Source organism: Nonomuraea sp. NPDC049624 (genome assembly GCF_040675255.1).
Taxonomy (GTDB): Bacteria; Actinomycetota; Actinomycetes; order Streptosporangiales; family Streptosporangiaceae; genus Nonomuraea.
Window position 1 is genome coordinate 268,014 of the sequence record NZ_JBFAOR010000002.1, and the last position, 21,129, is coordinate 289,142.

Genomic DNA, 21,129 nt, shown 5'->3' on the forward strand with positions numbered 1-21,129 from the left:
GAGCACCGGACTCGGACGGAGGTGCCCCGGCGTGCGCCGAACCGTACGGCTGCGGCTGACGCTGTTCTACAGCGGCCTGTTCCTGGCCGCCGGGCTGCTGCTGGTCGCCCTGATCTACCTGCTGGCCGCGCACTCGCCGTTCCCGGCCGCGCCGGCCGCGCCCGCCCTGCCCGGGGGGCCCGGCCAGGTCGTGCCGCCGCCGCGGGTGGACGCGGCGTACCTGGCCGAGCAGCAGGCGGCCGGGCTGCGCAGGCTGCTGGTCAACTCGGTGATCGCCCTGGTCGTCATGGCGTTCGCGTCGGTGCTGCTGGGCCGGTTGACGGCCGGGCGGGTGCTGCGCCCGTTGCAGGACATGACGGCGACCGTCCGGCGCATCACGGCCGACCGGCTCGACCGGCGGCTGGCCGCCTCCGGCCCGGACGACGAGCTGAAGGAGCTGGCCGACACCTTCGACGACCTGCTCGACCGGCTGGAGGCCGCCTTCACCGCGCAACGCCGCTTCGTGGCCAACGCCTCCCACGAGCTGCGCACCCCGCTGACCCTGCAACGCGCCATGGCCGAGGTCGCGCTGGCCGACCCGGACGCCGGCACCACCGAGCTGCGCCGCGTCCTCGACCGTCTGCTGGCGGCCGGCCGGCACCAGGAACGGCTCATCGAGGCGCTGCTCGTCCTGGCCAGGAGCCAGCAGGGGCTGGACCACCGGGAGCCGCTGGACCTGGCCGCCGTCACCCGGCAGGCGCTCGACCGGCGGCCGGACTCACCGCTGCGGGTCGAGGCGACGCTGCGGCCCGCGCCCGCCTCCGGTGACCGCGCCCTGCTGGAACGCCTGGTCGTGAACCTGCTGGACAACGCGGCGCGGCACAACGTGCCGGACGGCTGGATCACGGTGACCACCGGCGTGCGGTCGGGCCTGGCCACGCTCGGCGTCGCCAACAGCGGCCCGGTGATCCCGCCCGACCGGGTCGCGACGCTGCTCCAGCCGTTCCAGCGGCTGGCGGGCGGCCGCCGGGCGGTCGGCGACGGGCTGGGGCTCGGGCTGTCGATCGTCGCCGCCGTCGTCCAGGCCCATCACGGCACGCTGGAGGTGGTCGCGCGGCCGCAGGGCGGGCTGGAGGTGACCGTCAGATGTCCGTCGGCAGCGGGTACGCCGCCGGATTGACCCGCCGGACGATCTCGTTCAGCACGATCCGGACGTAGGGCTCGCCCACCCACAGGTGCTTGGCGCCGTCGACGCCGATGACCTCGGCCTGCGGCACCCTGGCGAAGCGCCGCCGGGCCTCCTCCGGACGCAGGTAGTCGTCGAACTCGGGCACCATCGCCACCAGCGGCCGGCCGAACCGGGCCCAGGCGTCGAGGTCGTCGTCGGTGGCCCTGTGCAGCGGCGGCGAGAGCAGGATCGCCCCCTCGACCAGGGGGTCGTGGGCCCATTTCAGGGTCAGCTCGGTGCCGAAGGACCAGCCCACCACCCACACCCGCGGCAGGTCGTTGAACTCGGCGTACTCCAGCGCCGCCGCCACGTCGAACCGCTCGCCCTCGCCGCCGTCGAAGGCGCCCCCGGAGGTGCCGCGTTCGGAGCTGGTGCCGCGCGTGTTGAAGCGCAGCACGGCGAGGTCGGCGAGCGCGGGCAGCCGGTTGGCGGCCTTCTTGTAGACGTGGCTGTCCATGAACCCGCCGTGGGTGGGCAGCGGGTGCAGGGTCACCAGGGTCGCCACGGGCGGCCGGTCGAGGGGCTGGGCCAGCTCGCCGACCAGGGTCAGGCCGTCGGCCGTCTGCAGCTCGATCGGTTCACGCCTGGCGGGCAGCACGGTGGCCGCGCGAATCTCCACGGGGGTCCTCCTAGTAGCGGCTGCGGCCGGGGCCGCGGTCGAGTCTCTTGCGCCAGCAGGCCGGATGCCAGTGGCGGCGCTCCTGGTCGCCGCCCGGCCAGTCAGGCCAGGCGACCAGGTGCGGCCTGCCGCCCAGGATCTCCTGGTCGCAGCCGGGGCAGCGGTAGGTCTTGGTCGAGGACGCGCCCGTGAGCATGCGCACCTTCCAGTCGCCGTCCGGCCATTCCTCCACCTTGTCGTTGCCGGTGGGCAGGCCGAGAGGGCGGGAGTCGTCCCTCCGGCGGGCGCGGCGGGGGCTCATGAGCGGGGGAACTCGCTCACACCGGCCGTGACGAGCTGGTCGAGCAGGGGGGCGGGGGCGAAGGCGGGCTCGCGGTACTCGGCGTACAGGGCCCGCAGGCCGTCGCGGACCCTGGCCGGGCCGAGGTAGCCGAGCATCTCGAACGGGCCGGCCGGGTAGCCGCAGCCCAGCCGCATGGCGGCGTCGATGTCGGCGATGGAGGCGTAGCCGGCGTCGTACATGCGGACGGCGTCGTTGAGGTAGGGGAACAGCAGGGCGTCGGCCACGAACCCGGCCCGGTCCTTGCACGAGACGGGCACCAGACCGGCGACCCGCATCAGGTCGCGCGCCGCCTTGGCGGCCGCGGGCGAGGTGAGCGCGGTGCCGGCCAGCTCGGCCACCTTGTCGCCGACGACGTGCACGCCGACCATCCTGGTGGGGTCGGACAGGCGTACGGCATGCTCGATCACCGGACGATCGGTGCAGCGCAGCACGGTGTCGGGCGCGTCGGACGGCCCGAACCCGGAGGCCCGCAACCGCTCGCCGAGCCCGTGCACGTCGGGCCCGTCGATGGCGAACGTGATGACCGTGGACTTCTCCGGCTCCTTGGCCGGCTCCTGCGGCCCGTAGAAGCCGTGGCCGCTCTTGCGGCCGAGCCGCCCGGCGGTGACCAGCTCGCGCAGCAGCGGCGAGGGCGCGTGCCGGCGGTCGCGCGTCTCGTCGAACAGCACCTCCATCACCTCGTACGCGGTGTCGAGCCCGATCAGGTCGAGCAGCGCGAACGGCCCCATCGGCAGCCCCACGCCCAGCCGCATGGCGTCGTCGATGCCGTCGCGCGTGGCGATGCCCAGCTCCAGCAGGACGGCGGCGTGGTTCAGATAGGGCAGCAGCAGCCGGTTGACCACGAACCCGGCCCGGTCGCCCGCCGGTACGGCGGTCTTGCCCAGCCGCCCGGCCAGCTCGCAGATCTCCGGGACCACGCCGGGCGCGGTCACCACCGTGCCCACCACCTCGACCAGCCGCATCACCGGCGCCGGGTTGAAGAAGTGCATGCCGACCACGCGCCCGGGCCGGCCCGTGGCGGCGGCGACGGCGGTGACCGGCAGCGAGGAGGTGTTGGTGGCCAGCACCGTCTCGGGCTTGCAGATCCGGTCGAGGTCCTGGAACAGCGAGATCTTCAGGTCGAGCACCTCGGGGATCGCCTCGATCACGAGGTCGGCCTCGCGCAGGTCCTCGCGCGAGGTGGTCAGCGTGATCCGCCCCAGGATCTCGGCCCGCTGCCCGTCCGTCAGCTTGCCCCGGTCGGCCGCCCTGGCCGTGGAGCGCTCGACGTGCCCGCGCCCTCTGGCCAGCGCCTCGACGTCGGCCTCGACGCCGATCACCCGGAGCCCGGCACGCGCGAAGACCTCGGCGATCCCGGCGCCCATCGTGCCGAGCCCGACAACTCCCACCGTTTCAAACGCCATGCGACCAGTTTTCCAGAGCCGCTAAGGTGGACCGTCATGCGGCTGGTCATCGCGCGGTGCAGCGTGGATTACATCGGACGGCTCACGGCGCATCTGCCGATGGCGCCGAGGCTCGTCCTCATCAAGGCGGACGGGAGCGTCAGCATCCACGCCGACGACCGCGCCTTCAAACCGCTCAACTGGATGAACCCTCCGTGCAAGCTCAAGGAGGACGGCGAGACCTGGACGGTCACCCACGGCAAGACCGGCGAGAAGCTGGTCCTGACCATGGCGGAGATCATCCACGACTCCAGCCACGAGCTGGGCGTCGACCCCGGCCTGATCAAGGACGGCGTGGAGGCCCACCTCCAGGAGCTGCTGGCCGAGCACATCACGACCCTGGGCGAGGGCTATTCGCTGATCCGCCGCGAGTACATGACGGCCATCGGGCCGGTCGACATCCTGTGCCGCGACGCGCAGGGCGCGACGGTGGCCATCGAGATCAAGCGGCGCGGCGAGATCGACGGCGTCGAGCAGCTCACCCGCTACCTGGAGCTGCTCAACCGCGATCCGCTGCTCGCGCCGGTGCGCGGGGTGTTCGCGGCGCAGGAGATCAAGCCGCAGGCGCGCGTGCTGGCCACCGACCGGGGCATCGACTGCGTCACCCTCGACTACGCCGCCCTGCGCGGCATCGAGCCGGAGAACCCGACCCTCTTCTAGCCCTCCCGGCCTCGCAGCGGGCCGGGATTCCCCATGGCGTGACATTCCTGTGTTGACACGTCTCTTCCGGACGTTCTAGTTTCGACATATCGAGATTGGAGTGTTCATGGACGTTCCCGCGTATCTCAGCGGTGACCTGGCGCCCGTCCCCGACGAGATCGAGGCGCACGACCTGGAGGTCACGGGCGCGCTGCCCGCCGAGCTGACCGGGCGCTACTTCCGCAACGGGCCCAACCCCCGGCCGGGCGAGGATCCCGGCCACTGGTTCGCCGGGCACGGCATGCTGCACGGCGTCCGGCTGCGGGACGGGCGGGCCGAGTGGTACCGCAACCGCTGGGTGCGGACCAGCAAGTTCACCGACGACGCGCCGTTCGTCACCGACACCGGCGTCGACCGCGCCGCCGTGACCGCCAACACGCACGTCGTCCGGCACGCCGGGCGCATCCTGGCGCTGGTGGAGAACGGCCTGCCGCACGAGGTGACGCCCGAGCTGGCCACCGTGGGCCCGTGCGACTTCGGCGGACGGCTGACCACCGCGATGACCGCCCACCCCAAGCACGACCCGCTCACCGGCGAGCTGCACTTCTTCGGCTACGGGTACTTCCCGCCGTTCCTCACCTACCACCGGCTCTCGGCCGCCGGCGAGCTGGTGGAGAGCAGGGAGATCGAGGTGCCGGGGCCGACGATGATGCACGACTTCGCCGTCACCGAGCACCACCTGCTCTGGCTGGACCTGCCGGTGGTTTTCGACCTGAACCGCCGCGGCATGCCGTACGCCTGGGAGGACGACTACGGCGCCAGGATCGGCGTCACCCCCCGGACGGGCGGCCCGACCCGCTGGTTCGACGTCGACCCCTGCTACGTGTTCCACGTCGGCAACGCCTGGGAGGACGAGCGGGGGCGCGTCGTCCTGAACGCCGCCCGCTACTCCCCCGGCGCGTGGTCCGCCGTCTGGAAGCAGATCGGCGGCGCCGCCGACCCGGCCCGGCACGCGGGCGCCGCCGGCGCGGCCGCCCTGCACCGCTGGATCCTCGACCCGGCCACCGGCACGGCCACGGAGGAGGCGCTGGACGACCGCGGCGTGGAGTTCCCCACCTTCAACGAGGACCTGCTCGGCCGGCCCAGCCGCCACCTCTACACGGTGGGCGCCGACGCCGTCGTCAAGTACGACGTGCGCGACGGCTCCGCCCAGGTCAGGAAGACCGGCGGCGCCACCGGCGAGGCCGTGTTCGTGCCGGCCGAGGGGGCCACGGGCGAGGACGAGGGGTGGCTGCTGTCGATCGTCACCTCCGGGGAGTCGTCCGAGCTGCTGGTGCTGGACGCGAGCGACCTGTCCGACGTCGCCTCGGTGCGGCTGCCCAGGCGGGTGCCGGCGGGCTTCCACGGCTCGTGGTTCGCGGAGGGCTGACGGTGGAGATCAGGCCGGCCGACGACTTCGACGCCGCCGGCGGCGCGCTGGCCAGGGCCTTCCATGACGATCCGGTGGTCGGGTGGCTGCTGCCCGGCGGCCGCGGCGCGGCGGGGATGTTCGCCACGATCGCCCGTCACCTGCACGCGTTCACCGACACGGCGCTCAGCGGGGGCGGCGCCGTGGCGGGGGTCGCGCTGTGGGACCCGCCGGGCCACCGGCCCGACGCGGAGGCGGCCGTGCCCGGCCTGCTGGCGGCCATGGGCGACCGGGTGCGCCAGGGCCTGCTGCTGGAGGAGGAGTTCGCCCGGCACAAGCCTGGCGGCCCCTACTGGTACCTGGCCCAGCTCGGCACCGTGCCCGAGCTCCAGGGCACCGGCGTGGGCGGCGCGCTGCTGCGCGCGGGCCTGGCCAGGTGCGGCGGGCTGCCCGTCTACCTGGAGAGCAGCAAGGAGTCGAACGTGCCCTTCTACGAGCGGTTCGGGTTCGCGGTCACCGAGCGGTTCACCCTGCCGGACGGGCCGCCGGTGTGGGGGATGCTGCGCCCGCCCCGGAGCTAGTAAGCGACGGCTTACCGGTTTATCGTGACGCCATGACCACGCTGACGTTCGACTCACTGAACCCGGCTACCGGCGAGGTCGTCGGCAGTCACCCCAAGAACGACGCCCAGGCCGTGCACGAGGCCGTGGCCAGGGCCGAGACGGCCGCGGAGTGGTGGGCGGCGCTGCCCGCGGGCGAGCGCAGGCGCCGCCTGCTCGACTACAAGGCGGTCATCACGCGTCGCCTGCGGGAGCTGGCCGCGCTGGTGCACGAGGAGACCGGCAAGCCCGTGGGCGACGCCACGCTGGAGATCGTGCTGGCCGTCACGCACCTCGACTGGGCGGCCCGCAACGCCGCCAAGGTGCTGGGCCGCCGCCGCGTGGCGACCGGCATGCTGGGGCTCAACCTGGCCGCCACCCTGGAGTACCTGCCGCTCGGCGTGGTCGGCGTGATCGGCCCGTGGAACTACCCGGTGTTCACCCCCATGGGGTCCATCGCGTACGCGCTGGCCGCCGGCAACGCGGTCGTGTTCAAGCCCAGCGAGCTCACTCCCGGCGTGGGCGTGCGGCTGGCGGAGCTGTTCGCCGAGTCGGTGCCCGAGCAGCCGGTGTTGCAGACGGTGACCGGGCTCGGCGAGACCGGCGCGGCGCTGGCCGCCGACCCCCGGGTGCGGAAGGTGGCCTTCACCGGCTCGACCGCCACCGCCAAGCGGGTCATGGCGGCGTGCGCGGAGAACCTCACGCCCCTCGTGGCCGAGTGCGGCGGCAAGGACGCCTTCATCGTGGACGCCGACGCCGACCTGCCCGCCGCGGCCGACGCCTGCCTGTGGGGCGCGATGTCGAACGCGGGCCAGACCTGCGCCGGCGTCGAGCGGGTCTACGTGGTGGACGCCGTGTACGAGCCGTTCATGCGGGAGCTGTCGGAGCGGGCCGCCCAGGTCAAGGCCGGCCAGGACTACGGCCCGATCACCATGCCGGCCCAGATCGACATCATCCGGCGGCACATCGACGACGCCACCAAGTCCGGAAAAGTGGTGACCGGCGGCCCCGACTCGGTACGGGCGCCGTTCGTCGACCCGGTCATCGTGGCGGACGTGCCCGAGGACTCCCCGGCCGTGCGCGAGGAGACGTTCGGGCCGACGATCACCGTCCGGCGCACCCGCGACGCGCAGGAGGCGCTGGAGCTGGCCAACGCCTCGGCGTACGGGCTGGCGGGCACGATCTTCTCGCGGAACGCGCGCCGGGCGACGCAGCTCGCGCGCGCGATGCGGACCGGGATGACCGCCGTCAACTCGGTCATCTCCTTCGCCGGGGTGCCCGCGCTGCCGTTCGGCGGGGTCGGCGACTCGGGGTTCGGCCGCATCCACGGAGCCGACGGCCTGCGCGAGTTCACCAGGCCGAAGGCGGTCTCCCGCCAGCGCTTCGCCCTGCCCGGCATGAACCTGACCTCCTTCAGGAGGGGGCCCGACGAGCTTGAGCGACTGATCAGGCTTGTCACGTTCTTGCACGGACGACGTAAAAGATAATCATCGCGCTCTTTCCCAAATCCGATCATCCGTCCATAATTGTGTGCTCTGGGGGCCACGATCATGTTGGACGGGTGGAATGTGAACCGGTCTTACCGGGGAATGTCAGCTGAGCAAAGGCTGGCGGACAGACGCGAGCGGCTGATGACGGCCGCCTACACGCTATACGCGAAACCAGGTTTCGCGGCGACGACCATCGAAAGATTGTGCTCGGAGGCGCGGATCTCCAACCGCGCCTTCTACGAATGTTTCGGCGGCCGCGAGGAGTTGCTCCAGGCGCTGCACGAGCGGTGCGTGGAGGAAAGCCTCGCAGTTGTGGCCAAAGCGTTACAGGAGGCGCCGGGCACGCTTGACGGAAGAGTCAAGGCGGGGATTCGCGCCTATATCGAGTTCGCCGCCGCCGACTGGCGGCGGGCCCGCATCATGCACCTGGAGGTACGCAGATCGGGCGACGTCCTGACAGCCTCGCGTCAGCGGGCGGTGGACTCCTTCGCCCGGCTCGTGGAGGAGGCGTCGGCGGATTTCCCGCAGGCCCGCTCGCTGAATCGGCGTCTGGTGGCGCTTGGCGTAATTGGCGCGCTGCAAGAGCTGCTGATCGAATGGATACTGGCCGACGAGCAGCCGACCATCGACGATCTGGTCGAGGTGGCGGTGCACATCTTCATCCGCAGCCTCAGTCCGTCGTGACCCGCCGATTACCCGCAGTGATGGGGTCACAGAATAATCACTTTCACAGTTCTTTGCGAGTGCCCACGCCCGTGATAGCGGGCCGGCCGAAATCTACATTCCCTCTATATTCGCCTCGTGAAAGGGCACGGGCGACGGCTGATCGGCGCCCGGCCCCGATATGTGACCTCAGGCCACCGCGGCCGCGGGAACCTCGACGTGCAGGACCCGATTCAGCCGGGTCACCGCCAGGATCCGCATGATCCGCGGGGGCACCCCCCGAAGAACGAGGCGGCGTTGCACGCTGATCGCGCGCCGATGCGCTCCGACCAGCACCCCGAGCCCGGTGGCGTCGATCATCTCCAGCTTGGAGAGGTCGAGGATGAGGTCGCCCTCGCCGGCGTCGAGCGCGGCGTGCAGCCGTTCGCGCACGCCGGCCGACGTGCCGGCGTCGAGCCGGGCGCCGATCCGTACCGTCTGGCCTCGTGGATTACGCCGGACGCGCATGCCACCTCCTCAATCACGCACACGGCGTGTGGTCGCCGGGATCGAAACCCCCGCTCTCCTCCCCTACCCATCTATCGGGAGTGACACGACAGCCGTCAGCAGGAACTGCCCGTCGCCGGTGGGACGGGCCGTCATGCGGCCGCCCACGGCGGCCATCCGCTCGCCCATGCCGGACAGCCCGCTGCCCAGGTCGTCGGCCTGCCTGCGCGCCACGCCGTCGTTGCGCACCGCCAGTTCCGCCTCCTGGTCGGTGAACCGCAGCGTGATGTCGCAGAAGGTCGCGGCGCTGTGCTTCAGCACGTTCGTGACCGCCTCACGCACCGCGTAGGCGAACACCGGCGCGACGCCCTGCGGCAGCTCGCGGTGCGGCAGGCGCACCTCGCAGCGGACGCCGGCCGCTTCGAGCACTCCCTTCACGCTATTCAGCTCAGCGGTCAAGTCAAGTTCGCGGTAGCCGCGCACGGCCTGGCGCAGCTCGCGCAGGGCCTTGCGGGTCAGCGTGTTCACCGCCGCCATCTCGTCCTTCGCGGCCTTGCCGTCGGCGTCGGCCAGCCGTACGGCCAGCTCGGTCTTGACGGCGATGGCCGAGAGCTGGTGGCCGACGAGGTCGTGCAGGTCCCTGGCGAAACGCAGCCGCTCCTCGGCCAGCGCCAGCCGGGTGTGCGCCTCGCGGCCGTCGTGGGCCTGCACGGCCAGCGACCAGATCCAGGCCCACATCCTGTTGGTGCAGGGCAGCGCCGTGGCCCACACGACGTCGAGGGCGGCGATGACGAGCAACGACACGAGGAAGGAGTCACCGCTCAGCGCCAGCAGGCCCGTCCCGCCCAGCACGGACAGCGCGCCGAGCCCGACGCAGGCCGCGCACGTCGCCGCGCCCAGCGCCAGCGCCCGGCGCGCGGGCAGCCCGATCACCACCACGGACAGCCAGACCATGGGCACGAACCCCCAGCCCATCGGGTCGGCCCCGCCGAGCAGCGCCGCCAGGAACGCCAGAGCGCCGGTCCACACGACCTCCCTCGTGGGATACCGGCGCTCCATAACCGCGGCGACGACGCGTACGTAGAGCCAGGTGAAGGCGAGCGCCGCGATCGTCGCGAGCGCCAGGCGCGGCCAGCCGGCCGCGCCCGAGCCGAGGCTGAACACGGTCGACGCGATCAGGAAGATCCACATGATCACGAGCGTCGAGTTCAGCATCCGGCGGGCCAGCCGGCGCGCCCGCGTGATCGCGTCCATCTAGCCGGCGCGCAGCACGTCGCCGAGCTTCAGCCGGGCGCCCGTGCGCAGCACCGCCCGCTCGTAGACCTTCGCGCCGAACGACAACACCGCCAGCACGGCCACGGCCATCGCCGCCATGGACGCCGCCACCTGCCACATCGGCACGTCGGCCGCCGCCATCCGGACCGGCATGATCATCGACGAGAACGGCGGGATGTAGGACATCACCGTGGCCAGCGTGCCCGTGGGGTCGTTGGTGGCGTAGAAGGCCACGAAGTACGTGACCATGATGAGCATGGTCAGCGGCGACATCACGCTGCTCACCTCCTCCTGGCGGGAGACCAGCGAGGCGAAGGCGGCCGCGAGCGTGGCGAAGAACGCGTACCCGAGCACGAACCAGACCAGGACGGCGACCACCAGCCCCGGCACACCCGGCGGGAAGTCGGCGGCGAACCCCGACACCGACGTGGCGACCAGGCCGACGGCGAGGATGGTGAGCAGGTTGATCAGCCCGAGCACGCCCAGCCCGACGATCTTGCCGCCGAGCAGCTGCCACGGGCGCACCGCCGCGAGCAGGATCTCCACGATCCTGCTGCCCTTCTCCTCCACGACGCCCATGGCCACCATCATGACCTGGCCCATGAGCAGCATGAAGAGGACGAGCACCAGCACCACGGCGATGCCGGTCTTGGCCGCCTGGTAGCGGGTGTCCACGCCCACGGAGACCATCTGCAGCGGCGGGATCGTCACCCCGGCCGCGCCGAGCCGCATCTCCCGGTTGGTGCTCTGCATGAGCACGCCGAGCTTGCTGTCGATCTCGCCGTCGGTGAGCACCTTGTCGCCGTTGACCAGCACCGCGTCCACGTCGCCGGCCAGCACGGCCTTCTTGGCCGCGGCCTCGTCGGGGAAGGAGCGCCACTCGAACTCGGCGTCCGGCGCGGCAGCCTTCAGCGGGAGCTGCTGGGAGTTGACCGTGCCCAGCGTGTACGAGTCGTTCCCACCCATGATCTTCGGCGCGAAGGAGACCGCCGCCACCAGCAGCGCGGTCACCAGCAGGCCGACCAGGAACGTCTTCGTGCGCACCTGCGTGACGATCTCGCGGCGGGCGACCAGCATCAGTCCGTTCACGCCACGGCCTCCTTGAAGATCTCGGTGAGGGTCGGCTGCTCGACCCCGAAGTGCTCGACGCGGCCCGCCTTCATGGCGCGGCGCAGGATCTCCTGGTCGTCGCCCTCGGCCGTCCGCAGGGTGTGCAGGCCGCCGTGGACGGTCACCGTGCCCGGCAGGCCGTCGGCCCAGCCCGGGGCGGGGTCGCGGACCTCCACGCGCAACGTGTCGCCCTCGGCGGCGCGCAGCTCGGCCACCGTGCCCGTCGCGACCATCCGGCCGCCGGAGACGATGCCCACCGAGTCGCACAGCCGCTCAACCAGGTCGAGCTGGTGGCTCGAGAAGATCACCGGCACGCCGCTCCTGCAGCGTTCCTGGAGCGCCCCGGCCAGGGCGTCCACGGCGAGAGGGTCGAGCCCCGAGAACGGCTCGTCCAGGACCAGCGCCTCGGGGTCGTGCACCAGCGCCACGGCGAGCTGCACGCGCTGCTGGTTGCCCAGCGACAACGTCTGCACCGCGTCGCCCCTGCGCTCGGTCAGCCCCAGCCGCTCGATGAGCTCGTCGGCGGCCTTCTTCGCGGCCGCGGGGGCGAGCCCGTGCAGCCGGCCGAAGTACTCGATCTGCTCGCTGACCCGCATCTTCTGGTACAGCCCGCGCTCCTCGGGCATGTAACCGAACCGCGTGCGGTCGTCGTAGCCCAGCGCGCGGTCCCGCCAGCGCACCGATCCGGAGTCGGCCTGGAGCACGCCCATGACGATGCGCATCGTCGTCGTCTTGCCCGCACCGTTCGCGCCCACGAAGCCGTACATCTCGCCCGGACGTACCGTGAAGCTGATCCCGTCCAGGGCGACCTTGCCGCCGGGGTTGTCGGGACCGCCCGCGAAGCGCTTGCGCAGCTCGCTGATCTCGAGCATCAGGTCCTCTCTCTCGTCATGGGTAGATTGTGGCTTTGGCGGCGTTCGCCCTGGTAGTCGTGGAAATCATGCGCGCGACATGGAAAGCGCGTCCCGTTCGGATGACATTTGTCATTACGCTGGGCTCATGACGCGTGCCGACAAGGACAAGCCCGTCGTCCTCTCCCGCATCTACACCCGTACGGGCGACGACGGCACCACGAACCTGAGCGACATGAGCCGCGCGGCCAAGACCGACACCCGGCTGGCCGCCTACGCCGACGTCGAGGAGGCCAACGCCTGCCTCGGCCTGGCCCTGTCCCACGGCACCCTGTCCGCCGACCTCGTGGCGCTCCTCGTGCGCATCCAGAACGAGCTGTTCGACGTGGGGGCCGACCTGGCCACACCGGTGGTGGACGAGCCGGAGTTCCCGCCGCTGCGCGTGGAGCAGTCCTACATCGACCGGCTGGAGGAGCAGTGCGACCGGCTCAACGCCGAGCTCCAGCCGCTGCGCAGCTTCATCCTGCCCGGCGGCGACCCGGCCACGGCCGCGCTGCACCTGGCCCGGGTGACCGTACGCAGGGCCGAGCGCACCACGTGGGCGGCGCTGGAGGCCCACGACGACGTCAACCCGCTGACCGCCAAATACCTCAACAGGCTGTCCGACCTGCTCTTCATCGCCTGCCGGGTCGCCCACGGCGGCAACGAGATCCTCTGGAAGCCCGGCGGCACCCGCTAGGCGACGTCGAGGTAGGCGCTGGGCGGCGCCGACTCCAGCCAGGCGAGGAAGCCGGTGAGGGCGTCGGCGCTCATCGCCAGCGACAACCCGCGCGTCGTGCCGCCGCAGTCGACGGCGTAGAGGCCGCCGTCGATCTCACGCCGGGCGGAAACGACGAGGCCGCGCCTCGCGATCGCGTGGCGCGGCCTCAGTCGGACGCCCATGAGCGGAATCCAGTGGAGCTCACCGTCGGCGTAGCGGGCCACCCCGCTCTGCCACCCTCGGCTGCCCACTTTCAGCCGACAGGGTACGCTGCCGCGCGAACGCGCGAGCGTCACCCCTCGCAGGACCACGAGGACGACCAGCAGCAACAACAAAACCGAAACCGTCGCCACCATGGCCGCCCCCCTGAATCCCGTTGTATGTATTAAACCTCTTCGCCCGCCGCGCGCAGCCGGGCCCTGGCCCGCTTGGCCTCGATCGCCGCGTCGGCGTCCTCCTGGTTGGCCTCGATCGAGGCCTGAGCCCGGTCGAGAGCGTCTCGGGCGGCCGCGACGTCGACCTCGGAACCGAGCTCGGCGACCTCGGCGAGCACCGACACCTCATCATCGGCCACGGAGATGAACCCCCCGTGAACGGCCGCGACGAGCTCGGGCTCACCTTCCCGCTTGACGCGCAGCACGCCGCCCTCGACGAGGACGCCGAGCACGGGTGCGTGTTGCGGCATAATACCGATCTCGCCGTCAACGGTCTTGGCAATCACCATGTCGGCCTCGCCCGACCAGATCTCACGCTCGGGTGAGACAACCCCTACGCGTAGCTTCGCCACTTCAGCAGGTTCCTTTCCGATCAGGTAGCGGCACGGGTTCTCCCACCCGTGCCACTACCGTAGGGCGATCAGCGACGCTCGAGTTCCTTGGCCTTGGCCACGGCCTGGTCGATGCCGCCGACCATGAAGAACGCCTGCTCGGGCAGGTGGTCGTACTCGCCGGCGCACAGGCCCTTGAAGGAGGCGATCGTCTCGTCCAGCGGGACGTTCTCGCCCGGCTGGCCGGTGAACGCCTCGGCGGCGTACATCGGGTGCGACAGGAACCGCTCGATGCGGCGGGCCCGCTGCACGGTGACCTTGTCCTCTTCGGACAGCTCGTCGATACCGAGGATCGCGATGATGTCCTGGAGCTCGCGGTACTTCTGCAGGATCCGCTTGGTCTCCTGGGCCACCCGGTAGTGCTCCTCGCCCACGACCTGCGGGTCGAGGATCCGGGAGGTGGAGTCGAGCGGGTCCACCGCGGGGTAGATGCCCTTCTCCGAGATCGGCCGGGACAGCACGGTCTGCGCGTCGAGGTGCGCGAACGCGTTGTGCGGGGCCGGGTCGGTGATGTCGTCGGCGGGCACGTAGATCGCCTGCATGGAGGTGATCGAGTGACCGCGCGTCGAGGTGATGCGCTCCTGGAGCACACCCATCTCGTCGGCCAGCGTCGGCTGGTAACCCACCGCGGACGGCATGCGGCCGAGGAGGGTGGAGACCTCCGAGCCCGCCTGCGTGAAGCGGAAGATGTTGTCGATGAACAGCAGCACGTCCTGCTTCTGCACGTCGCGGAAGTACTCCGCCATCGTCAGCGCGGACAGGGCCACCCGCAGACGGGTGCCCGGCGGCTCGTCCATCTGGCCGAAGACGAGCGCGGTGTCCTTGAGGACGTCCGCCTCCTCCATCTCCAGCCAGAGGTCGTTGCCCTCACGGGTGCGCTCGCCGACGCCGGCGAACACCGAGGTGCCACCGAAGTTGCGGGCGACACGGCGGATCATCTCCTGGATGAGAACCGTCTTGCCCACACCGGCGCCACCGAACAGGCCGATCTTGCCACCCTGCACGTACGGGGTGAGCAGGTCGATGACCTTGATACCCGTGACCAGCATCTCGGTACGGGACTCGAGCTGGTCGAAGGGCGGGGACGGCCGGTGGATGCCCCACTTCTCGGTGACCTGGAGCGAAGCGGTCGGCACGTCGAGCGACTCGCCGAGCGCGTTCCACACGTGACCCTTGACGACGTCGCCGACGGGCACCGAGATCGGGTGGCCGGAGTCGGTGACGGCCGTACCGCGGACCAGGCCGTCGGTGGGCTGCATGGAGATGGCGCGAACCAGGTTGTCACCCAGGTGCTGGGCGACCTCCATGGTCAGGGTCTTGGTCTCGCCGCCGAGGGTCACCTCGACGTTGAGCGCGTTGTAGATCTCGGGCATCGCCTCGACGGGGAACTCCACGTCGACGACGGGCCCCTTGACGCTGGCCACACGACCGGCACCGGCCGACGTGGGCTCAACAGTCTCAACAGCCTCTGCAGTCATTTCACTCTTTCCCCGCTGCGGCGTCAGCCAGCGCGTTGGCGCCTCCGACGATCTCGCTGATTTCCTGGGTGATCTCGGCCTGGCGAGCCTGGTTCATCTGCATGGTGAACACGCGGATCAGCTCGTTGGCGTTGTCCGTGGCGGACTTCATGGCGCGGCGGCGCGCGGCCTCCTCCGAAGCAGCCGACTGCAGCAGCGCCGTGAAGATGCGGGACTCCACATAGCGCGGCAGCAGCGTCTCGAGCACGTCGCCCGCGGTGGGCTCGAACTCGAAGTACGGCGGGATCGTCTCGGTGGCCGTCGCCTCGGTCTCCTCGACCTCCAGCGGCAGCACGCGCTTGACCACGACGTTCTGGGTCAGCATCGAGACGAACTCGGTCGAGACGATGTGGATCTCGTCGATCCCCGCCTCTTCCTTGAAGGAGTCGATCAGCGTCTGCGCGATCTCCTTGGCGTCGGCGTAGGCCGGCTTCCTGGAGAAGCCGACCCACTGGCCGCCCATCGTACGGTTGCGGAAGCTGTGCCAGGTGACACCCTTCCGGCCGGTGACGAACGGCACCACCGTCAGGCCGCGGCTCTCCAGCAGCCCGCGCAAGGCCTCGGCCTCGCGCAGGACGTTGGCGTTGAAGCCGCCACAGAACCCGCTGTCGCTGGTGACGATGAGGACGCCCGCCTTGGCGGGGTTCTCCTTCGCCACGGTCAACGGATGGTCGACGCTGGCCGCGTTGCTGACGACGCCGGTGACGGCGCGAGTGATCTCACGCTCGTACGGCAGCGCCGCCTGCATCCGCATCTGCGCCTTCACGATCCGCGAGGAGGCGATGAGCTCCTGGGCGCGCGTGATCTTGGCGGTCGACTTGACCGACCTGATCCGCCGCCGCAGCAGCCTTAGCTGGGCACCCATGAGCTACTTCTCCGTCGCCGGACGGACGACCTTCTTGATCTTCTCCTGGCCGACCTCGTCGGCCTCGAGCGGCGCCACCGGCTCGTCCTTGACCAGGAGCTCGCCCGAAGAGGTGGTGAAGCCCTTCTTGAACTCCGTGACGGCGTCCTTGAGGCTGGTCACCGCGTCGTCGGACAGCTCGTTGGTCTCGCGGATGCTGTCGAAGATGCCCTTGTGGCTGCTCTGCAGGTAGTCGAGGAACTCCTGCTCGAAGCGGCGGATGTCCTCGATCGGAACCTCGTCGAGCTCACCCGTCGTGCCCGCCCACACCGACACGACCTGACGCTCCACGGAGAACGGCGAGTACTGCGGCTGGATGAGCAGCTCGGTCAGGCGCTGACCGCGCTCCAGCTGGGCGCGGGAGGCCGCGTCCAGGTCGGAGGCGAAGGCCGCGAAGGCCTCCAGGTCGCGGTACTGCGACAGCGACAGACGCAGCGTGCCGGCCACCTTGCGCATCGCCTTGATCTGCGCCGAGCCACCGACTCGGGAGACCGAGATACCGACGTTGATGGCGGGACGGATACCGGCGTTGAAGTAGTCGGTCTCCAGGAAGATCTGGCCGTCGGTGATGGAGATGACGTTGGTCGGGATGAACGCCGACACGTCGTTGCCCTTGGTCTCGATGATCGGAAGACCGGTCATCGAACCGCCGCCCATGTCGGCGGAGAGCTTGGCGCAGCGCTCCAGCAGACGGGAGTGGAGGTAGAAGACGTCACCGGGGAACGCCTCGCGGCCCGGCGGGCGGCGAAGCAGCAGCGAGACGGCGCGGTAGGCGTCGGCCTGCTTGGTGAGGTCGTCGAAGATGATGAGGACGTGCTTGCCCTGGTACATCCAGTGCTGGCCGATGGCCGAACCGGTGTAGGGGGCGATGTACTTGTAACCGGCCGGGTCGGAGGCCGGGGCGGCGACGATCGTGGTGTACTCCAGGGCGCCGGCCTCTTCGAGACGGGAGCGCACCTGGGCGATCGTCGAGCCCTTCTGGCCGACCGCGACGTAGACGCAGCGCACCTGCTTCTCGGGGTCGCCCGACAGCCAGTTGTCGCGCTGGTTGAGGATGGTGTCGACGGCCACGGCGGTCTTGCCCGTGCCACGGTCACCGATGATCAGCTGGCGCTGGCCGCGGCCGATCGGCGTCATGGCGTCGATCGCCTTGATGCCGGTCTGCAGCGGCTGCTTCACCGGCTGCCGCTGGACGACCGAGGGGGCCTGCAGTTCGAGGGCGCGCAGGCCCTCGGACTCGATCGCGCCCTTGCCGTCGAGGGGGTTGCCGAGCGGGTCGACCACACGGCCGAGGAAGTTGTCGCCGACCGGCACGGACAGGACCTCGCCCGTCCGGCGGACCGTCTGGCCTTCCTCGATCTTGCTGAAGTCGCCCAGGACCACGACGCCGATCTCTCGGGGGTCGAGGTTCAGGGCCAGGCCGCGCGTGCCGTCCTCGAACTCGAGCAGCTCGTTCGCCATCGCCGAGGGAAGGCCGGAGACATGGGCAATGCCGTCGCCGGCGTCGACGACGGTCCCGATCTCCTCGCGCGCGGCGCCTTCCGGTTCGTACGCCTGGACGAAGCGCTCAAGCGCGTCCCGGATCTCGTCCGGCCGGATCGTAAGCTCCGCCATCTCTACTCTGTCTCCCTATTCATTCGGCGCTCACTGCGCCTCAGCCGGCCAACCGGCGGCGGACTTCTTCAATTCGTCCCACGATCGTGGTGTCGATGATCTCGTCGCCGATGCGGACCGAGAACCCACCGAGCACTCGCTTGTCCACCTCGACGTTCAGGTGCACGTCGCGACCGTAGGAGGTGCGCAGCCAGTCGGCCAGTCGCTGCTTCTGCGCGTCGGACAGCTCGACCGCGCTGCGCACGACCGCCACCAGGCGCCGGCGCTGCTGGGCCACGAGCTGGCCGAACTCCTCCAAGCCCGTCTCCAGGCTACGCCCTCGCGGGTGCACCGCCAGCTGCGTGATCAGGCGCTGGCTGGTGGGGGCGACCTTGCCGCCGAGCAGGTCGCCCAGCAGCTGCCGCTTGCCCTCCGCGGGCGCGGCCGCGTCGGCGAGCGCGCGTCGGAGGTCGGGGTTGGCGGCGACGATGCGGCCGAAGCGGAAGAGCTCGTCCTCCACGTCGTCGAGCCTGGACTGGCCCTCCGCCTCGGCGGCCGCGGCGACGACGCCGAGCCGTTCGAGCGAGTCGGCCAGGTCACCGGCGCGCGACCACCGGACCGAGACCGCGGCCTCGGTCGTGGCGATGGCCGCCTCGGAGACCTTGCCGCCGAGCAGGGCGCGGATGGTGCCCGCCTTCTGCTCGGCGGGCCTGGCCGGGTCGGACAGCGCCCGGCGCAGGCCGTGCTCGCGGTCGAGCAGATCCGCGACGGCGAACAACTCGTCGGAGAGCGCGCCGAGGTCGGCGCTGCCCGCGACCGCGTTGAAGCGCTCCTCGACCTCTGCCAACGAGGTCCTGCTCAGACCTCTCATTAGCGCACCGCCTGCGCGTTGCTGCTCTCGAGCTCGTCGAGGAACCTGTCCACGATCCGGCTCTGGCGGACCTCGTCCTCGAGGGACTCGCCGACGATGCGGCCGGCCAGCTCGGTGGACAGGCGGCCGATCTCCGTGCGGAGCTGCGCGAACGCGGCGGCGCGGTCGGCCTCGATCTGGGCGTGCGCGGCCTCGACGAGACGACGGGCCTCGGCCTGCGCCTCCTCGCGGAGCTCCGCCTTGATCTGCGCGGCCTGCTCGCGAGCCTCTTCGCGGAGCCGGCCGGCCTCGCGGCGGGCCTCCTCGAGCTGCTGCGCGTACTGCCGCTGGAGGTTCTGCGCCTCGGCCTGGGCCTCCTCAGCCCTCTTGATGCCACCCTCGATCGCGTCGGTCCGCTCGGCCAGAGTCTTCTGGATGCGCGGAACGAGAATCTTGCCGACGACGAGGAGGACGACGAGGAACGAGAAGATACCGACGACGAGCTCGAACGTGTGCGGAAGGAGCGGGTTCGCCCCTTCTTCCTGCGCGAGGAGCGTAGCTGCCTTAATCATGGGTGCAGCCTTTCGTCAGAATTCTTCTGGTCCTAGATGCCCTGGAAGATGAAGGGCGCGACCAGACCGATCAGGGCGAGGGCCTCGGTGAGGACGAAGCCGAGGAGCATGTTCTGGCGGATCAGGCCGTAAGCCTCGGGCTGACGCGCGATGGCCTGCACGCCCTGACCGAAGATGATGCCGACGCCGATGCCGGGGCCGATGGCGGCGAGACCGTAACCGATGGCGGTGACGTTGCCGGAGACCTCAGCGAGAACGCTCATTGCTATTTCCTTTACTGGACGGCCGGTGAAGGGAGTCCCACCGGTCATGGATATTCCGGTATGTGGTTCTCAGTGATCCGGGTGCAGCGCGCCGCCGATGTACATCGACGCCAGCATCGCGAACAGGAACGCCTGCAGGAACTGGATGAACATCTCGAACCCGGTCAGGAGGATCGTCATGAGCACGCCCACCACGCCGACGGGTGCGCCCAAGGGCGTCAGCTTCTCGAACAGGAACCAGAAGCCGACCATGCTGAAGAACGCGAGCAGCATGTGACCGGCGAACATGTTCGCGAACAGTCGGACCGCGTGCGTGAACGGCGCGATGATCATGTTCGACAGGAACTCGATCGGCGCCAGAAGGAAGTAGATGGGCTTGGGCAGGCCGGGCGGGAACATCATGTTCTTGAAGTAGCCGATGCCGCCCTGGTGCTTGACGCCCAGGTAGATCTTGATCGCGTAGATCGAGAGCGCGAGGACGGCCGGGAACGCGATGTGCGAGGCGACCGGGAACTGCGCGAGCGGGATCACCCCGAGGATGTTCCAGAACAGGACCAGGAAGAAGAGCGTGACCAGCAGGCCCATCCACCGATCGGCGTCCTTGCCGAGGAACGGCCGGGCGATCTGGTCGCGGACGAACATGTAGCCGTACTCGACGACGTTCTGGGTGCCCCTCGGCACGAGCTTCGGCTTGGCGAAGGCCACCCAGCACACGGCGATCACCACGAGCGCGCTGAGCATCGCCAGCAGCACCGGCTTGGTGAACCAGGTCACCCCGGGAATGATCGGCGTGAACGAATTGAACAGCTCATCGGGCGATGGCGCCCGGAAGTTGTCTTCGGGGGCGAGGACCGTCAGCGCAATCACGCGGCGTTCCCTTCAACGTCGTAGTGGATCACAAGGGTTTCCTCAGCGAGGCGATCGCTGCGTCGGGTTAGCGACCGAACTTCCGGTAGACCGCGTAGCCGCCGAGCACGACCCCAAGGACCACGCCTATGGGGAAGAACGCGGACATGTCGAGCCACCGGTCCAGCAACCACCCGAGACCGCCATAGACCGCCATCCCGGCGAGCAGATAGCTGGGGACTGACCACATGGCATCGGAGAAGTCGCGACCGTCGTGTTCCGGCCGGCGTTCCTGTGCGCTCATCGCGGCCCCGACGATAGCAGGCGAGTGGAGGACTAGTCATATCGGACCCCATCCCTTTACCTGCCTCATGAGTCGCCCTTTCCGGGGACCGAGGCTTCGGGGTCGACGTAGAGCATCTTGGTCTTCATGAACGCGCGGACCTCGAACCCGGTCCAGACGAGCGTGCATCCGACCACGGACCACGCGAAGGCCTGGGTGTTCCAGGCGGTGGTCTCACGGAAGGCGGTGAGCACCGCCATGATGGCGATGACCTTGACGAGGTAGCTGACCATGGCCGCGATCGCCATCATCTGCGGGGAGACGCGGGCGGCATAGGAGACCGCTACCACGCTGATGCTGAAGAAAACCCCGACGAGCAAGGTGCCGAGGGCCGCGCCGAGCGCTCCCTTGCCGCCCGCGAGGAGGAACGCCACGATGACCGCGACCACCCCGACCGCGAAGGTCGGAACAGCGGCGCTCTTGAGTACGCGCACGTCGTTGGCCTGCATCGGTGCTCCATCAGCATGTTGTCAAGCGAGCGTTTGCTACCTCCAGAACATGTGCGTCCGGAGGTCCCTGCTCG

25 protein-coding genes are annotated in these 21,129 nt (G+C 70.2%); 7 read left to right on the forward strand and 18 right to left on the reverse strand.

The features are described from left to right. The first annotated feature begins 31 nt into the window (after positions 1-31). Positions 32-1,159 (forward strand): ATP-binding protein, encoded by a 1,128-nt coding sequence (locus AB0J76_RS07535; RefSeq protein WP_352324291.1) that lies wholly within the window; start codon positions 32-34, stop codon positions 1,157-1,159. Here AB0J76_RS07535 and AB0J76_RS07540 read toward each other — a convergent pair. Genes AB0J76_RS07540 through AB0J76_RS07550 form a run of 3 tightly spaced genes read right to left on the reverse strand, consistent with a single transcriptional unit; the run spans position 1,122 to position 3,572 of the window. Continuing rightward, the gene (locus tag AB0J76_RS07540) at positions 1,122-1,826 is read right to left on the reverse strand and encodes an alpha/beta hydrolase (protein WP_352324290.1); all 705 of its coding nucleotides are present in this window, start codon (positions 1,824-1,826) and stop codon (positions 1,122-1,124) included. The genes AB0J76_RS07535 and AB0J76_RS07540 overlap by 38 nt on opposite strands. A gap of 10 nt (positions 1,827-1,836) precedes the next feature. Then, positions 1,837-2,127, reverse strand: coding sequence for an ATP/GTP-binding protein (locus AB0J76_RS07545; RefSeq protein ID WP_352324289.1), 291 nt, complete (start codon positions 2,125-2,127; stop codon positions 1,837-1,839). After that, entirely contained in the window at positions 2,124-3,572 is a 1,449-nt protein-coding gene (locus AB0J76_RS07550) for a 3-hydroxybutyryl-CoA dehydrogenase (RefSeq protein WP_352324288.1), read from the reverse strand. Before AB0J76_RS07550 ends, AB0J76_RS07545 begins: the two co-directional genes overlap by 4 nt. Positions 3,573-3,608: 36 nt before the next feature. On the opposite strand from AB0J76_RS07550, the gene nucS reads away from it, so the two are divergent. From nucS to AB0J76_RS07575, 5 genes are all read left to right on the forward strand, one after another. Next, entirely contained in the window at positions 3,609-4,271 is a 663-nt protein-coding gene (nucS, locus tag AB0J76_RS07555; protein WP_352324287.1) for an endonuclease NucS, read from the forward strand. Between the two features lie 106 nt (positions 4,272-4,377). Continuing rightward, positions 4,378-5,679 carry a carotenoid oxygenase family protein gene (locus tag AB0J76_RS07560; protein ID WP_352324286.1) on the forward strand — a complete coding sequence of 434 codons (1,302 nt, stop codon included), beginning with the start codon at positions 4,378-4,380 and terminating at the stop codon, positions 5,677-5,679. A 2-nt stretch (positions 5,680-5,681) separates the two neighbouring features. Next, entirely contained in the window at positions 5,682-6,239 is a 558-nt protein-coding gene (locus AB0J76_RS07565; RefSeq protein ID WP_352324285.1) for a GNAT family N-acetyltransferase, read from the forward strand. A gap of 32 nt (positions 6,240-6,271) precedes the next feature. Next, positions 6,272-7,744 (forward strand): aldehyde dehydrogenase family protein, encoded by a 1,473-nt coding sequence (locus tag AB0J76_RS07570; RefSeq protein WP_352324284.1) that lies wholly within the window; start codon positions 6,272-6,274, stop codon positions 7,742-7,744. Positions 7,745-7,888: 144 nt separating this feature from the next. Then, positions 7,889-8,431, forward strand: coding sequence for a TetR/AcrR family transcriptional regulator (locus AB0J76_RS07575; RefSeq protein ID WP_352324283.1), 543 nt, complete (start codon positions 7,889-7,891; stop codon positions 8,429-8,431). Positions 8,432-8,599: 168 nt separating this feature from the next. Here the strand turns inward: AB0J76_RS07575 and AB0J76_RS07580 are convergent, their stop codons facing one another. From AB0J76_RS07580 to AB0J76_RS07595, 4 genes are all read right to left on the reverse strand, one after another. Continuing rightward, positions 8,600-8,917 (reverse strand): STAS domain-containing protein, encoded by a 318-nt coding sequence (locus AB0J76_RS07580; protein ID WP_352324282.1) that lies wholly within the window; start codon positions 8,915-8,917, stop codon positions 8,600-8,602. A gap of 63 nt (positions 8,918-8,980) precedes the next feature. Further along, a complete protein-coding gene (locus tag AB0J76_RS07585) occupies positions 8,981-10,150 on the reverse strand; it encodes a histidine kinase (protein WP_352324281.1) in 1,170 nt (389 codons plus the stop codon). Continuing rightward, entirely contained in the window at positions 10,151-11,260 is a 1,110-nt protein-coding gene (locus AB0J76_RS07590) for an ABC transporter permease (RefSeq protein WP_352324280.1), read from the reverse strand. It abuts the gene before it with no gap. Then, positions 11,257-12,153 (reverse strand): ATP-binding cassette domain-containing protein, encoded by an 897-nt coding sequence (locus AB0J76_RS07595; protein ID WP_352324279.1) that lies wholly within the window; start codon positions 12,151-12,153, stop codon positions 11,257-11,259. The genes AB0J76_RS07590 and AB0J76_RS07595 overlap by 4 nt, the downstream gene beginning before the upstream one ends. 127 nt (positions 12,154-12,280) lie before the next feature. Between AB0J76_RS07595 and AB0J76_RS07600 the strand changes: the two genes are divergently transcribed. Then, positions 12,281-12,871: a cob(I)yrinic acid a,c-diamide adenosyltransferase gene (locus AB0J76_RS07600; protein WP_352324278.1), complete on the forward strand. Its 591-nt coding sequence runs from the start codon at positions 12,281-12,283 to the stop codon at positions 12,869-12,871. Here AB0J76_RS07600 and AB0J76_RS07605 read toward each other — a convergent pair. From AB0J76_RS07605 to AB0J76_RS07655, 11 genes are all read right to left on the reverse strand, one after another. Then, the gene (locus AB0J76_RS07605; protein ID WP_364389097.1) at positions 12,868-13,248 is read right to left on the reverse strand and encodes a DUF2550 family protein; all 381 of its coding nucleotides are present in this window, start codon (positions 13,246-13,248) and stop codon (positions 12,868-12,870) included. The two genes, AB0J76_RS07600 and AB0J76_RS07605, sit on opposite strands and share 4 nt — an antisense overlap. 29 nt (positions 13,249-13,277) lie before the next feature. Continuing rightward, positions 13,278-13,679 carry a F0F1 ATP synthase subunit epsilon gene (locus AB0J76_RS07610; protein ID WP_080042501.1) on the reverse strand — a complete coding sequence of 134 codons (402 nt, stop codon included), beginning with the start codon at positions 13,677-13,679 and terminating at the stop codon, positions 13,278-13,280. A 68-nt stretch (positions 13,680-13,747) separates the two neighbouring features. After that, the gene (gene atpD, locus AB0J76_RS07615; protein WP_352320423.1) at positions 13,748-15,196 is read right to left on the reverse strand and encodes a F0F1 ATP synthase subunit beta; all 1,449 of its coding nucleotides are present in this window, start codon (positions 15,194-15,196) and stop codon (positions 13,748-13,750) included. 1 nt (position 15,197) lies between these two features. Further along, positions 15,198-16,100 carry a F0F1 ATP synthase subunit gamma gene (locus AB0J76_RS07620; protein WP_352320421.1) on the reverse strand — a complete coding sequence of 301 codons (903 nt, stop codon included), beginning with the start codon at positions 16,098-16,100 and terminating at the stop codon, positions 15,198-15,200. A gap of 3 nt (positions 16,101-16,103) precedes the next feature. Further along, positions 16,104-17,753 carry a F0F1 ATP synthase subunit alpha gene (atpA, locus tag AB0J76_RS07625; RefSeq protein ID WP_352320419.1) on the reverse strand — a complete coding sequence of 550 codons (1,650 nt, stop codon included), beginning with the start codon at positions 17,751-17,753 and terminating at the stop codon, positions 16,104-16,106. A 40-nt stretch (positions 17,754-17,793) separates the two neighbouring features. Then, positions 17,794-18,603, reverse strand: coding sequence for a F0F1 ATP synthase subunit delta (locus AB0J76_RS07630; protein ID WP_352320417.1), 810 nt, complete (start codon positions 18,601-18,603; stop codon positions 17,794-17,796). Next, positions 18,603-19,154 carry a F0F1 ATP synthase subunit B gene (locus AB0J76_RS07635; protein WP_352320415.1) on the reverse strand — a complete coding sequence of 184 codons (552 nt, stop codon included), beginning with the start codon at positions 19,152-19,154 and terminating at the stop codon, positions 18,603-18,605. Before AB0J76_RS07635 ends, AB0J76_RS07630 begins: the two co-directional genes overlap by 1 nt. Before the next feature lie 32 nt (positions 19,155-19,186). Further along, positions 19,187-19,417, reverse strand: coding sequence for an ATP synthase F0 subunit C (atpE, locus tag AB0J76_RS07640; RefSeq protein WP_138666586.1), 231 nt, complete (start codon positions 19,415-19,417; stop codon positions 19,187-19,189). A 69-nt stretch (positions 19,418-19,486) separates the two neighbouring features. After that, complete coding sequence (atpB, locus tag AB0J76_RS07645; protein WP_352320413.1) at positions 19,487-20,284, reverse strand: F0F1 ATP synthase subunit A; 798 nt, start codon at positions 20,282-20,284, stop codon at positions 19,487-19,489. 67 nt (positions 20,285-20,351) lie between these two features. Next, positions 20,352-20,567 (reverse strand): AtpZ/AtpI family protein, encoded by a 216-nt coding sequence (locus tag AB0J76_RS07650; RefSeq protein WP_229824207.1) that lies wholly within the window; start codon positions 20,565-20,567, stop codon positions 20,352-20,354. Between the two features lie 65 nt (positions 20,568-20,632). Then, a complete protein-coding gene (locus tag AB0J76_RS07655; protein WP_352320410.1) occupies positions 20,633-21,055 on the reverse strand; it encodes a hypothetical protein in 423 nt (140 codons plus the stop codon). Positions 21,056-21,129 lie beyond the last annotated feature (74 nt).